The organism is Brevibacillus sp., from assembly GCF_003521185.1.
GTDB lineage: Bacteria > Bacillota > Bacilli > Brevibacillales > Brevibacillaceae > Brevibacillus > Brevibacillus parabrevis.
This window is the reverse complement of the sequence record NZ_DOTK01000037.1, coordinates 165,574-180,278: the sequence shown is the minus strand read 5'-3', so window position 1 is coordinate 180,278 and position 14,705 is coordinate 165,574. Positions and strand designations below refer to the sequence as shown.

General features: G+C 55.7%; 9 protein-coding genes. 7 read left to right on the top strand and 2 right to left on the bottom strand.

Features of this window, described 5'->3' with window-relative positions:
- Window positions 1-16: 16 nt before the first annotated feature.
- From DEP07_RS11060 to DEP07_RS11045, 4 genes are all read left to right on the top strand, one after another.
- The gene (locus DEP07_RS11060) at window positions 17-1,147 is read left to right on the top strand and encodes a saccharopine dehydrogenase family protein (RefSeq protein WP_173599903.1); all 1,131 of its coding nucleotides are present in this window, start codon (window positions 17-19) and stop codon (window positions 1,145-1,147) included.
- Window positions 1,144-3,486, top strand: a complete 2,343-nt coding sequence (locus DEP07_RS11055; protein WP_173599904.1) for a bifunctional Gfo/Idh/MocA family oxidoreductase/class I SAM-dependent methyltransferase — start codon at window positions 1,144-1,146, stop codon at window positions 3,484-3,486. The genes DEP07_RS11060 and DEP07_RS11055 overlap by 4 nt, the downstream gene beginning before the upstream one ends.
- A 12-nt stretch (window positions 3,487-3,498) precedes the next feature.
- The gene (locus DEP07_RS11050; RefSeq protein WP_287102461.1) at window positions 3,499-9,018 is read left to right on the top strand and encodes a non-ribosomal peptide synthetase; all 5,520 of its coding nucleotides are present in this window, start codon (window positions 3,499-3,501) and stop codon (window positions 9,016-9,018) included.
- A gap of 284 nt (window positions 9,019-9,302) precedes the next feature.
- A complete protein-coding gene (locus DEP07_RS11045; RefSeq protein ID WP_287102460.1) occupies window positions 9,303-9,956 on the top strand; it encodes an immunity protein Imm33 domain-containing protein in 654 nt (217 codons plus the stop codon).
- A gap of 93 nt (window positions 9,957-10,049) precedes the next feature.
- Here the strand turns inward: DEP07_RS11045 and nfi are convergent, their stop codons facing one another.
- Together nfi and DEP07_RS11035 are read right to left on the bottom strand one after the other, a co-directional pair.
- Entirely contained in the window at window positions 10,050-10,730 is a 681-nt protein-coding gene (gene nfi / locus DEP07_RS11040; RefSeq protein ID WP_242774793.1) for a deoxyribonuclease V, read from the bottom strand.
- Between the two features lie 119 nt (window positions 10,731-10,849).
- The gene (locus DEP07_RS11035; protein ID WP_287102459.1) at window positions 10,850-11,791 is read right to left on the bottom strand and encodes a DMT family transporter; all 942 of its coding nucleotides are present in this window, start codon (window positions 11,789-11,791) and stop codon (window positions 10,850-10,852) included.
- Between the two features lie 244 nt (window positions 11,792-12,035).
- Between DEP07_RS11035 and DEP07_RS11030 the strand changes: the two genes are divergently transcribed.
- Genes DEP07_RS11030 through DEP07_RS11020 form a run of 3 tightly spaced genes read left to right on the top strand, consistent with a single transcriptional unit; the run spans window position 12,036 to window position 14,644 of the window.
- The gene (locus DEP07_RS11030; protein ID WP_173596789.1) at window positions 12,036-13,040 is read left to right on the top strand and encodes a LacI family DNA-binding transcriptional regulator; all 1,005 of its coding nucleotides are present in this window, start codon (window positions 12,036-12,038) and stop codon (window positions 13,038-13,040) included.
- Window positions 13,041-13,076: 36 nt separating this feature from the next.
- A complete protein-coding gene (locus tag DEP07_RS11025) occupies window positions 13,077-14,024 on the top strand; it encodes a nucleoside hydrolase (protein WP_173599907.1) in 948 nt (315 codons plus the stop codon).
- A gap of 29 nt (window positions 14,025-14,053) precedes the next feature.
- Window positions 14,054-14,644 (top strand): ECF transporter S component, encoded by a 591-nt coding sequence (locus DEP07_RS11020; protein ID WP_122963815.1) that lies wholly within the window; start codon window positions 14,054-14,056, stop codon window positions 14,642-14,644.
- Window positions 14,645-14,705: the final 61 nt, after the last annotated feature.

Sequence of the window (14,705 nt, the reverse complement as noted above, 5' to 3'; positions counted from 1 at the left end):
GAGAGGGAGAGAACACGTGGAGAAAAAAACAATCGGCATTCTCGGCGCGACCGGAGTGGTTGGCGGCGCAGCTTTGGCGACAATTCTCACAGCTGCCGGGCATCGGGTCTTGCTAGGAGGACGGAATCCCGAGAAGCTTCGGGGACTGCTGGCGGGATGCGAGGACAGAGGCGATTTTTGGGAAGTGGACGTGTTCGACGCTTCCAGACTGGCTGATTTTTGCAGCCGCTGCGATATCGTGATCAACTGCGCTGGCCCTGCCAAGCAAGTGCTCGATAAAGTGGCTGTGGCGTGCCTGGAAAAAGGGGTTCACTACGTCGATGTATCCGGCGACGAGCATTTGTATCGGCTGCTGTTGACGAGAAAAGCGGAGATCGAGGCAAAAGGACTGCGCTTCGTCATCTCAGCGGGAGTGTACCCTGGCTTGTCAGAGATATTCCCTTCATACATAGCAGAGGAAGAGCTGGACAGCACCGAGCAGCTGGAACTGTTTTTTGCGGGTCAAGGCGATTTTTCCCTGAACGCTGCCTATGACATCGTGTGCAGCATCGAGGAAGACACGGGCTACGGGATGAGCTATTGCCGTGACGGAGAGGTGCGCAAAATCGACGGGCCTTTTCATAAAAGCTGCATGCTTCCCCAGCCAGCGGGCAAACGGGACACGTATCCCGTCCTGACCGAAGAATTTTGCCGGATGGCCCATGCCCATGAGATCAAGGCGGCTTACTTTTACAACAGCTATCAACATAGCGGCATCTTGAATCAGTTTGTCATGATCAAGGCTCTTCAGCAGTACAAAACCGAGGAGCAAAAGCAGCACTCTGCCAAGCTTTTGTTGCAGCAGTTCGCAGCCAAAAAGCCGAACGTAGACGATTACACGATGTTCCATCTGCATGCAGACGGACTTCGCGACGGCGCTCCCGTTCGGCTGACAGCGACGCTGTTGTACCGCGGTGACTGGAACCGTTTGTCGGGCATCGTGGCGGCGACGGTTGCCCAGCTCGTGACGGAAGAAGCGGACAAAAAAGCGGGCTGCTACTACGTATCCGAAGGCGTATCACAGGCAGCTTTGATTCAGGCGCTTTGCCGCCAAGGCGTGGAGCTTGCGCTTGAACGAAGCGAAAGAACAGCGGGAGGTGCCCGATGACTCAAAAAGCAAATCGCAAGCTGCGTGTTGTCGTATGCGGCACTCGTTTTGGACAGTTTTACTTGGAAGCAGTGCGGGCGCTGCCTGAGCAGTATGAACTGGTCGGCTTGCTGGCAAAAGGCAGCGAGCGTTCGCGACAGTGCGCCGAGCGTCTGGGTGTTCCCTTGTTTACAGAAGTGGGACAGCTTCCGGCCAATCTCGATCTCGCGTGCGTCGTTCTCCGCTCGACCGTGATGGGCGGACAGGGCACGAATCTGGCGCTGGAACTTTTGGAGCGCGGCATTCACGTCCTGTCCGAGCAGCCGATTCATCAAAAAGATTTGGCGGCGTGCCTGAAGCAAGCGCGGCAATCCGGCGTTTATTTCATGACGGGTGATTTGTATGTGCATCTTCCTGCGGTCCGGCGATTTATCGCTTGCGCCAAAGAACTGCTCGCCAAACAGCCTGCCTTGTACATCGAGGCTGCTTGCGCCACGCAAGTTTCGTATCCGCTGATGCACATTTTGCAAGAGGCGCTGCCGACGATCCGCCCGTGGAAGATCAACCATGTGATCAAAGACGAAGGGCCTTTTCAGGTGCTGATCGGACAGCTCGGCAAAATTCCGGTGACGCTTTTGGCCCACAATGAAGTCGACCCTGATGATCCCGACAATCATTTGCATTTGTTGCACAAAATTACGATCGGTACAGCAGGAGGGAGCTTGTCGCTCACGGATACACACGGTCCGGTCGTCTGGCAGCCGCGCCTGCATGTGCCTGATTTGCCGGATATTCACGGAACGTTGGTGGCCTCTCCGCCTGCCCATATGCTCGAAAGCAGCACAGAAGTGCTCGGGACGTGCGAGACGGCAAGCTATCGCGATATTTTGACCAAGCAATGGCCGCAAGCGATCGGGCGTGATCTGCTGGCGATGCGGGAGATGATTTTGGGCAACGTGGATCGGGCGGCGATCGACATGCGGGCGCAGCAGGAGCTGCTTTGCTCTCGCGGCTGGCAGGACTGGACGCAGGCATTGGGCTATCCGGTGCTGCGCGCAAACGGGAAGCATCAGCCGATTTCGCTGGACGTGCTGCGGCAGGCGGCTTTGCAGATTCCCGATGACCTGCCTGAACCGGAAGAGTCGACAGTTCAGGGGGGAGAGGCAAACCGCGATGTGTTTACGTGCTCGACGGTGGCGGAAAGCGAACTGGCAGGCGTGGATGCGGGAGTGGTGAAAGAAGGCGTAGAGCGTCTGGAGCAAGCTGCCCTGGCGTCCATGCTGTTGGCATTGCAATCGCAAGGGGCGTTAGCTGAGCCCGATAGGCGATACAGCAGCTCCGACATTTTTTCGCTCGCTCAAGTGGCACCGCGTCACGAACCTGTCATCTGGCGCTGGCTGCACGTTTTGCAAGACAAAAACTACATAGATGCCCGTGAAGATGCTTTTCAGTGCGGACAGCGGATGAGCCGGGAAGAGGTGGAACGCCGCTGGATGATGGCGAAGGAAGCGTGGAGTGGCAAGCTTGGTTCGCCACTTGTCATCGACTACCTGAAAAGCAACGCCGATCAGCTTCCCGCGCTGATGAATGACACTCAGCAAGCAGCTTTGCTGCTTTTCCCGGAAGGCCGGATGGATGTCGCCAACGCGCTCTACCGCGATACGCTCGTCGCCAAGTATTTGAACAAATCGGTTGCAGAGGCGGCGAGCCGCATCGCTTCCGGCAAACGTTCGCTGCGCATCTTGGAAGTAGGCGCAGGGACAGGAGCCACGACGGACGGCGTCGTCGCGCGCTTGCGACCGCTAGTTGCCAAAGGTTTGCGTGTCGACTACATGTACACGGACGTGTCCCACTTTTTCCTTGCGGCTGCCCGCCAGCGGTTCAAGGATTGCCCGTGGATGAGCTTTGCGGTGGTCGATATTGACAAAAATTTGTTTGAACAAGGTGTGGAGCCAGGGAGTGTAGATATCGTCGTGGCGGCTGGCATGCTGAACAATGCCCGCGACACGGATCAAATCATTCGCAGTCTGATGGAGAGTCTGGTGCCTGGCGGGTGGATGCTCATTACCGAGCCGACCAGAGAATTTACGGAAATGCTGATCTCCCAGGCGTTCATGATGACGCCTCCTGTCGATGATCGGAAACAGACGCAATCGACCTTCATGACTGTTCAGCAGTGGCGCGATGTGTTTCATGGCGCTGGTGTGGGCGAGCTTGCGGTGCTGCCCGGCGAAGATCATCCGCTGGCTTTGCTCGGCCAGAAGCTGTTTGTCATCCAAAAAGGCCAAGAGGCAGAAAAAACGGAGCGGGAACTGGTTTTCACCGACAACTGCAACGATATGGCCAAGCTGACCAAATAGGAGTGTGTGCAAATGTCCCAAAACATCCAGATCAGTAGTATCGAGCTTTTGACGCGGCTTCGCGAGGAAGGTGTGTCTATCTGGGAAGAAGCGGGGAACCTGCGTTACAAGGCGCCAAAAGGCAGCCTGGCCCCCGAAGATTTGCAGATGCTTCGCGAACAAAAAGCAGAAATCGTGGCTCTTTTGCAAAAAGAGGCGCAGCCAGTCGAGGTTGTGCCTGATCCGGCCGCCCGCTTTACGCCTTTTCCCCTGACAGATGTGCAATCAGCTTACTTGCTGGGACGGTATGAGCTGTTCGGCTACGGCGGCGTGGCGTGCCACATTTATTTGGAGCTTGATTACGAACAGCTTGATCCGGTACGGGTCGAGGAAGTATGGAATCAACTGATTGCGCGTCACGACATGCTGCGTGCGACGATTGACTCCGACGGACAACAGCGGGTGATGGCAGAAGTGCCGCGCTTCAAGGTGCCTTATACAGACACAAGCATGTTGGACAAAGCCAAAGCCGGGAGTGCACTGGAAGCGATCCGCGAAAACATGGGGCATCGCGTCTATGACACGGACAAGTGGCCGCTCTACGGCATCGCCGTGACCAAAACGGCAGATCGCGCCGTGCTGCATGTTTCCATGGAGTTTCTCATTGCTGACTGGGCGAGTATTTGGCTGTTGCTGTCTGAATTTGAGACGCTTTACAAGGAGCCGGGAAAAAGGCTGCCCGAGCTGCCGATCACGTTCCGCGATTACGTGCTCACGGAACGCACGTTGCGGGAGACAGTAGCTTATTCGCGGGACAAAGCGTACTGGCTGTCGCGCATCGATGATTTGCCGCAGACCCCGGATTTGCCGCTTGCCAAGGGAGAAGTTGAGGCGGGAAAGGCGCGTTTTCGCCGGGAGTTCATTCGCCTGGATGCGGCCAAATGGGACGTATTCAAGCAGCGGGCGCAAAAGCGGGGACTGACTCCGACTGCCGCTGTGATGACTGCCTATGCCGCCGTCATCGAGCGCTGGAGCCGAAATCGGGCGTTCAGCCTGAACTTGACGCTGTTGAACCGCCAGCCGCTGCATGATCGCGTGCAAGATATCGTCGGGGATTTCACTTCGGTCAGTTTGCTGGCCGTAGACTGGGGAGCGGAGCGTTCCTTCCAGGGACGGGCAAAAGCGATTCAGAAGCAATTGTTCGAGGATTTGGATCATCGTCTCTATTCCGGCGTCGAGGTCATGCGCGAGGTGGCGCGCAGACGCGGGCGCGAAGCAGCGTTGATGCCGATTGTCTTCACCAGCGCGATCGGACTTGTCGGAATCGCGGAGGGAGAGCGGCTGTCCGGCAAAATCGGCGAATACGGCATCAGCCAGACGCCACAAGTGTTCATCGACTGCCAGGCGATGGACAGCGCCGAAGGGTTGCAAGTCAACTGGGACGTGCGGGAAGGCGTGTTTCCGGAAAAGATGGTAGACGACATGTTTGCGGCATTCGCCGATTTGCTGCAAGCGTTGGTTGAATCGGAACAGCGCTGGGAGGAAGGCGGCGAGCTTGCCCTGCCGCAATGGCAGCAAGCAGAGCGGCAAAAGATCAACGCCACACAGGCTCCGCTGCCTGACTACGCGCTGCACCAGCCGATCGTGGCGCAAGCGATGGCGACGCCGGACCGCCCGGCGGTGATTGACGCAAATGGTCAACTGACTTATGCAGAGCTGGTCAGACGTGCTGCGGCGATCGCCGGAAAGCTGAAAGAGCTTGGTTGCCGCGAGCAGGACCGCGTGGCGATTGCGCTGGAAAAAGGCGTCGATCAGGTAGCCGCCGTGCTGGGCACGCTGTTTGCCGGGGGCGTGTACGTGCCGATTGATGCCAAGCAACCGCTGTTGCGAAGGCAGGCGATGACCGAACAAGCCGACATTCGTTTTGTGCTGACTGCCTCCGAATCAGATGCAGAGTGGCCGCAGGCGCTTCAACGCGTGGACGTCGACCAGGTGGCGGAGCAGCAGACGCCGCTCATTTTGCCTGACACGAATCCTGACTTGCCTGCTTACATCATTTACACGTCAGGCTCTACCGGGCAGCCAAAAGGCGTCGTCGTCAGCCACCGCGCTGCGGCGAACACGATTGTCGACATCAATCGCCGCTTTGCGGTCAACGAGAATGACAAGGTGCTCGGACTGGCTCAGCTCAATTTTGACTTGTCCGTCTACGACATATTTGGCCCGTTGTCGGTAGGGGGCGCGCTTGTCCTGCCGCAACCGGACAGGCAAACAGACCCGTCGCATTGGGTAGAGCTGATTCTTGCGCACGAAGTCACCGTGTGGGATTCTGTTCCCGCCATGATGCAAATGCTCGTCACCTATTTGGAAGGCACGCCGGAAGTATGCTTGTCCAAGCTGCGGCTGGCTATGCTCTCAGGCGATTGGATTCCCCTGTCGCTGCCGGATCAGATGACGAAGCGCCTGCCGTTCGCGCAGACAGTCAGCTTGGGGGGAGCCACGGAAGCGGCGATTTGGTCGATTTATCATGTGTACAAAGGACTGTTGCTCGACTGGCGCAGCATTCCGTACGGACAGCCGCTCGCTAACCAGGGCTTCCGGGTGCTCGATGCGCACATGCGCGATTGCCCGGTGTGGGTCACAGGCGAGCTGTACATTACCGGAGATGGCCTTGCCCAAGGCTACGCGGGTGACGAGCGACTTTCCCAGGAACGCTTCTTCCTGCACCCCGAAGATGGGCAGCGACTTTATCGCACCGGAGATTTGGGACGTTATCGGCCGGGCGGCGAGATTGAGTTCCTTGGCCGTGAAGATAACCAAGTGAAAATTCGCGGGCATCGCATCGAGCTGGGAGAAATCGAATCTGCTCTGCTCAAGCACCCTGCTGTCGCCGCCGCCGGAGTGGTCCTGGATGAAGCGAGCGACGAGCCGACGCTGCTTGCAATCGTGGAGCCAGCTCGCAAACCGGAACGCGACCGCAGCGCGGAAGCGGCCGAATTTGCCCAAATAGTCAGCGGCATCGGGGATACGGCAGGGGAGATCGCGGCGCACATCAGCGTGCAGGAAATCGAAGCGGCGATGACCAGCCTGGATCAGGCTGTGCTCCATTCCATGCTTCATGCGTTGCAAAAGCTCGGGTTTTTCGCAGCGAATCAGGTCGAGTCGCTGGCAGCGGTTTTGCATCCAGAGAAAATTTTGCCGAAATATCACTGGCTGGTACGCCGCTGGGTTGCAAGGCTGGAGCAGGCAGGGCTGCTGACCGCGCTTTCTGCTGAGCAGTATCGCAGCGAACAGACTGTCAGTGAGCAGCTCGTCGGCGAGTGCTGGGCGTCCGCGGAGGGCATTTGGACGAAAATGTTGGGAACGGACGGCTTTACCGCTTACGTTCGCAAAAACGCAGAAAAGCTGGCAGAGCTTTTGACTGGCGAAGAGGACCCGGTCGCGTTGCTGTTCCCCGAGGGGAAATGGGATCACGTCCATACGCTGTATATTGAGCATATCATGGCGAGTTATCTCAACCGTTGCATGTGCCTGCTTTTGCAGCAAATCGCCGAAAGACACGAAGGCAAGCCGCTGCGCATTTTGGAGGTCGGGGCCGGAACAGGAGCGACGACGGGAAACGTTTTGCAAGCGCTGGAAGGCTATCCGATCGAGTACGTCTTTACCGATGTCGCGCCGTTTTTCATTCCCGGAGCCAAGCAGCGCTTCGCCAAGTATCCGCACGTGAGCTTCGGCGTGTTCGATGTTGACCAAGACTACCGGGCACAAGGGTTGTCTCCGAACAGCTTCGACGTCGTGCTTGCGGCAGGGGTGCTGGAAAATGCCCGTGACATACCAGCCAGCATGAGCAGGCTGCGGGAGCTGATTCGCCCGGACGGCTGGCTTGTTTTCACGGAGCCGACGATTGAGCATTTGTGGATTTTGGCTTCGCAAGCATTCATGATGATGGAGCCAGGAGACGAATTGCGCCTGGAGTCGTCCTACCTGGATCGCCATGACTGGCTTGCCCAGCTGCAAGAAGAGGAAGGCGAGCCGATTTTGCTGCTGCCGCAAGAAGACGACAAGCTGACTGCCCTCGGGTTCCATTTGTTCGCCAAACGGATGAAGCAGGAGCGACTGGCGGTTCGTCCGCAAGAGCTGGAAGCATTTTTGAAAGGTCATGTGCCTGCGTACATGCTGCCGCAGCATGTGCAAGTAGTCGATGCACTGCCGCTGACCGGAAATGGCAAGGTCGATCGGCGCACGTTGGCAAAATGGCGTCCCGCTGCAAACGGAACACAAGAGATGGTCGCTGCGAGCGAGGAGAAGCTGGATGAGCTGGAAAGCATACTGGCTAAGCTGTGGGCGGAATCGCTCGGGCTGGCTTCCATCGGTCGGTCGCAAAGCTTTTACGAGCATGGCGCGGATTCGCTCATCATGGCGCAGGTGGCGGGAAGACTGCGCGACAAGCTGGCGGAAGACCCGGTGCAACCAGCCATCCCGTTCGACGCTCTGCTGCGGCAAATGCTGAACTATCCAACGGTAGCCGACTTGGCTGAGTTTATTCGCTCCCGTGAACAAGAGGAGCAGCCGCATACCGAGGAAGCATGGACGATCCACCAGCAAAACAGTACAAGCAACGCTGTGCTGATTCCGTATGGAACGGCGCAGGAAGGGCCGCTGCGCGTCGTGTTCCACGCTGTGCTCGGGACGATGGACATTTTCCGTCCGCTGCTTGAGCACCTCAAAGCGCAAGGGATCGGCAGCATTGTAGGTGTGGCGATTGCTGACATGGAACGCTACTGCTCGCTTGACTCGGCAGAACTGATCGAGACAGTTGCAGACGATTACGCCGAATGCCTGATGGCAACAGGGCACAGCGAACTGCAACTGATCGGGTATTCCCTGGGCGGCCTGATCGCCGTCGAAGTGGCAAGGCGGTTGATGGAGCGGGGCGTGCAGGTCGCGGATCTTGTGTTGATCGACATTCCGCCGATCTTCACCGAAGTGGATGACGATTTGCTCGTCGAAACACTTTTTATCCCGAACCTGAATGTTTCGCTGGAGCAGGCAGGCTTTGGCAAGGTGGATGAGCAAGATTTGGCTCGTGGCGTCATGCAGCTCGTGGAGCGGCACGGAGAGTGCATTCCGCAAGGCTCTGCCGTGACGATTGGCGGAGATGCCGGGCTGGATCAGGTAGGAGAGCTATTTGGCAAAATGGCTGCGGTCAGCAAAGCGGAGCGCTTCCAGGCTTATGTCGAAGCGAAGGCCAGAACAACCGGAGAACAAATGCCGATCGAGATGGCGGAGGGCTTGTGCCAGGTGTTCCGCCAAAGCTTCAAAGCCGCCCGCTACACGCCGTTGCCGTACATGGGCGACATCCGCTTCCTTTTGGCAAGCGAACCGTTCTTGTTCCTGCCGCGCACAGATGACACGACGCTGTCCTTCTGGCAGGATGTATGCCTTGGCGAGCTGGACGTCATTACGATTGAGGGCAACCATTTCAGTTGCATGATGGAGCCGAATGTAAGCAGGCTGGCGCAATTGCTGGAAGCGCCGTTCACACAAAAATAAAGAACAAGGGAGGGATCGCTCCATGAACCTGCCTCGGGCAGAGCGAGAGGGGGCATCCCTCTTCCTGCTTCTTTTGCATGAACGAAGCAACAACCCAGCGACTCAGCTACGGTTTACCCGTCCAAACGCGTCTTTTCGCGCGTCGCCATTTCAACGGGAAAATGCTGCGCTGCTGTTGGAATCGTGTTACCCTATTGACAATGAACGTGCATGTTTTGCCTGTGAGTGAACTATTTTCGTACAAACATACATATCGATATACCGATGGAGAAAGGATGGTAACGATGAGCAACAAACCGTTTCCCGACAATCAGTCGTCTGCTTTCTGTCAACGCTCCCGGCAAATCGGCAACAGAACCTTCGTGGTGACTTGCCGGGAGTTTTTCGCGAAGCAGGCCGACTTTTTGCTCGAATTGCTGGCGGATGTGGAAAACGAGAGCGGGCCGATTCAAAATGGCGCGAAGATTCAAGTAGGGTGGACTATTTTCATCGTGAACGAACGCGATGGGCAGATGGAAGTCGTGGCACCAGACTACGATACCAATCCGTTCACGGACACCAATCCGGACTTGTCCGTGTCGCTCTATGTGCAGCTGGCGCAAAACCATTGCCTGCAAACGTTGCAGATCGCGGGTGAAGCCGCTTTGTTCCAGGACAAGATCGTCGTCGCCAAAGGCGCCTTGGAGCAAAAACGGATTTATTTGCAGCGTGGCGACCATGCAGGCGACGGCGATTCAGGCTGGTATCTCGGGCCAGTGGAAGGGGAAGTGGACAGCGATGATTTGCAATCGTACTACATTTTCCAACTGTTGAAACACCGCCCGTCTGTCTTGCAGGTGCTGGCGCTGCCGCCCGGTTATCTCGCTGTTTTCGATGGCGAGCAACTGGAAGCGGTGCTTGACGAGCATGACGAAAACGTCTGGCCGATCTTGCATTAAAGCACGTCGCTGCGAGGGTTTGACTTGTCCTTGTCCGGTCCAGGCAAAAGCTGTCCGCGCAGCGCGGCAAAGCAAAAAAACAGAGCAAAGCGCTTAGTTGCCCAAGCCAGCCAATGCTTTGTTCACCAACTGATCGACTTGTCTCGTCGTCTCCGGCAGACGGTACTTGGGAGCAAGCCGCGTGATCCACTCGCAGGCAGTCGGCAAGGAAATGCCATGCCCGACGGAGACGAATACAGGCTTTGTGTCCGCTTGCGTGCGCAAAACAGCGCCGACGATCTCGCCCTCGTCCAGCAAGGGAGAGCAGGCTCCTCTGTGTGAATCGGGCTGTGCGTACTCGCCAAGCAGACGCGTTTTGCCGCAGCCGATAGCAGGAATGTCGTACAAAAGTCCGACGTGGCTGGCAAGTCCGAATCTGCGCGGGTGAGCGATGCCTTGCCCATCGCAAACGATCAGTTGCGGCACGGTTTGCAGCTTTTCGAATGCTTTCATCAGCGGGGGAAGCTCCCGGAACGAGAACAGACCCGGAATATACGGAAAAGCTACCGAATCCGAAACGACGACAGATTCCACGACTTGCAAACTTGCCGCATCCAGAACGACGATTCCGGCGACGAGCACATCTTCCGCTACATGGTAGGCGACATCGACTCCGGCGATATGCTGCACTTCTTTTACTTGATCTTCCGTTTTGACTTGCAGGGCCAGTTGCTGTTGCAGAGAAATGGCTTCCTGCTCCGTGAGAGTCCACGGATGGTGGATGACGGGTTGCATTTGGTGACCTCCTGACTGAAGTGATCTCGCAAAAAAGAACTACCAGTAGTTTACAGCCCAACGATAAATCAAGCCAGCCCCGCACTCGGAGGGCTGGCTTTTTTGGATGTCATTTGCCGTTAATGAGCTTTGGCCTGGCTTGGCTGCTGTTTTTGCTTTTGTCCAAAACGGTTCGCACCCCACACGCCGATGAGAATGAAGCCAATCCCTGCCGCCTGGTACCAGTAAAACGATTCGTGCAAGATCAGCACGCCGCCGATGATGGAGACACCCGTACTGAGATTCCAGTAGGAGGCTGCCTTGGAGGCTTCCAGCTTGGCCAGCATGTAATTCATCAAAAAGAAGGCGACCACAGACGAGAGAACGCCGAGGTACAAAATCGCCTGCAAGAGAGCCGGATTGGCGAGAGGTGCGACATACTGGTCGACCGTGCCATTCACGGCATGCTGCCCGAGCGCGATCGTATTAAAAATAAGCGCGCCTGTCCACATCATGACGTAGGTGATTTCCAGCGGACTGAATTGCGCTGAGGACTTGCGCGACAAAATGTTGTAGACGCCGGAAGTGACAATGGCCGCCAACAGGTACAAGATGCCTGTCAGGCTGGATTGCGCCTCGAATTTCATCAAATTGATAAACAGCACGCCGCCGACGGACAATACAATAAACAGCCATTGCAAAAGCGTCGTTTTTTCCTTGAGGAAGATCGTCGCCATGATGGTGACGGCAATCGGAATCAGCGCGATCATCGTACCCGCTTCGGAGGAAGAGGTGTAGCGGATGCCTTGCGCTTCAAAAATAAAGTACAGAAACGGATAAAAAAACGAGAGCCAAAGCAACGGGGCAATGCTCTTGTTCCGATACGATATTTTGATGACGCCAGCAAGCTTCAACAGGCCGAGCACAACCGCAGCGATGCCGAAGCGATAGGCGATCATCTGGATCGTATTGTTTTGCAGTTCATCCAAAGCCACTTTGGAAAACAGAAACGAAAAGCCGAAAATGAGTGACGAGACGATGCCAGCCAAGACGGGCTTGAAGCTGGAGTGTGCGGTATTCATGGAGTTTTCCCCTCTCCTGTCAAGAAAGTCCTGCACCAGAAAAAGGGTGAGGGTGAGGCACTTAGCAAGGAGGTTTGTCCAAGAAAAGCTCCATAGTAGTCCCATCATAAATCGGGGAGTAGGGTGAAGCAAGGAGTATTTTTTTTCGGAAAACTGCAAAAACAATACGTTGACAACCTGTGTGAAAAGGACTATTTTGTTAAGTAAACGATTACGTAAACGTTTACCTAAAAAGGGTGAGGGCATGGCGATTACGATTAAGGACATTGCCAAGAGAGCAAACGTATCAACCGCAACGGTTTCACGGGTGATCAACAACAAATCGGAAGGCATCTCGCCGCAGACGCGGGAGTACATCCAGTCGATCATCAAGGAGCTGAATTATCAGCCAAATGCATTGGCTCGCGGGTTGATCACACGCAAGACAAGCACGATCGGGCTGATTCTTCCCGATATCACCAACCCGTTTTTTCCGGATTTGGTGCGCGGGATTGAGGATGCCGCAAACAAGGCAGGCTACAGCGTATTCCTAGGCAATTCTGATGACAATGCGAAAAAAGAAAAGAAATACGTCCAGTTGATGACAGAGAAAAAAGTGGACGGCATCATCTTCTCCAGCACGGCGAAGTATTCCAAGGATTTGTATGACGAGCTGATCGCGGCCGACATTCCAGTCGTCCTGATTGACCGGGGAGAATCAGGAGACGCTTACAGCGGTGTTTACATGAAAAATGAAGAAGGCGCTTACATGGCGACGAAGCATTTGCTGGAGCAAAACCACACGCGGATCGGCTGCATCAGCGGGCCGCCAAGCGTGCAGAACTCCCAGGATCGTGTCGAAGGCTACAAGCGAGCGTTGGCCGAAGCAGGGATTTCCGTTCAGGAATCATGGATCGTCTCTGGCGGCTATCGGATCGACGGCGGCTATGAGGTCGCGAAAAAAATGCTGGCTGACGGAGAGGTCACTGCGATTTTCGCCTGCAACGACTTGATGGCAATCGGCGTCTACGAAGCCGCGCAGGAGCTTGGCAAAAGCATTCCGCGCGATGTATCGGTCGTAGGGTTTGACGACATCCGGCTGATTTCCACCCTGATGCCCAAGCTCACAACGATTCGCCAGCCCGCCTACCAGATGGGCAAGGAAGCGGCGAAAATCTTGATTCAAAGCATCAAGAAAAAGGGGATCAAGCAAAAGGTCGTGTATTGGGAGCCGGAGCTGATGATCCGCCAGAGCACAACCAAACTGTAATCGTCACCAAGCCACCAAAAAAGGGAGAGGGAAGCGATGAAAAGACCGATTATCATGGACTGCGATCCCGGACACGATGACGCGCTGGCAATCTTGCTGGCGCTCGCATCGGACAAGCTGGATGTGAAGCTCATTACGACAAGTGCCGGCAATCAGACGCCGGACAAAACGTTGAACAACACGTTGAAGCTGCTCAGCTTTATCGGGGTAACCGATATCGAAGTGGCAGGAGGCGCTCCCAAGCCGTTGGTACGCGACCTGATTATTGCCGAAGATATTCACGGAGAGACAGGCATTGACGGCGCGGACTTGGGCGAGGCGAAGTTTGCCGCCAGCAACAGAAGCGCGTTGGATGCGATGCGTGATGTTTTATTGAATGCAAAAGAAAGCGTTACCATTGTGGCGACCGGGCCGCTGACCAACGTGGCGATCCTGTTGAACGCCTACCCGGAAGTGAAAGAAAAGATCGAGTGCATCTCGCTGATGGGCGGGGCCTGCTTTGGTGGTAACATCACGCCAGCAGCCGAGTTCAACATTTACGTTGACCCGGAGGCAGCCGATATCGTCTTCCGCTCCGGAGTTCCGATCATCATGAGCGGCCTTGATGTGACGCTGAAAGCGCAGCTGTTCCAGGAAGATATCGACCGCATTCGCCACATCGGCAACAAGACAGGCCAAGTCATGGCAGGCTTGCTCGACTTTTTCAATCTTTCCAACACGCCGCATTTTCTGGCAGAGCCGGGACATGTGGAGGGCTTGCACATGCACGATCCTTGCGCAGTCGCGTACTTGCTTGACCCGACGCTGTTCCGCGGACTGGATTGCTACGTCGAGATTGAAACATCCGGCCGTTTGACCACAGGCTGCACCGTCGTGGACTACAACCGCGTGACGGGCAAACCGGCGAACGCCAAAGTGCTGTTCGAGATTGACAGAGCACGTTTTGCAGATATGCTACACGCTGCCATCAAGCAGTTTGTATAAAAATTTTTCAGCAAAAGGAGGATTCTGGTATGAAAACCGGCATCAAGAATGACTTCACTCTCATGGCAATCCTGCTGATTCCTGTTTGCGTCGCTATCAACATGGTCGGCTTCCAAATTGCTCAGCTGCTTCGTCTGCCTATCTTCTTGGACAGCATCGGCACGCTGGTTATCGCCATGGTAGCAGGTCCGTGGGTAGCGCTCGTGGCAGGCTTGATTACCAACCTGATCAACTCGATCTTCAACCCGGTTTATCTTCCCTTCTCCCTCGTTTCCATGGCAGTAGGCTTGGCAGCAGGCTTCCTTTCCATGAAAGGGATGTTCAAGAAGGTTTGGAAAGTAATTATCGCGGGCATTATCCTGGCATTCGTCTCTACTATTATTGCGGCTCCGATCACTGTCATTTTGTTTGGCGGCGTTACCGGTTCGACTGGCGGAGCGATTACCGCTGTCTTGCTGGCATCCGGCCAACAAATCTGGACGGCTGTGTTCTCCACACAGTTCATTCAGGAAATCGGCGACAAGCTGCTGTCGGCATTCATTTGCTTCCTGATCGTTCGCAACATGTCTGACCGCTATTTGTCCAAGCTTAACTACGGACAAATTTACATGAAAGACTAAACGTGATTCATCGCTGTCTGGTTCTTTGGGCATCTGTTCGAGGAGGCCAGGCAGCGATTCA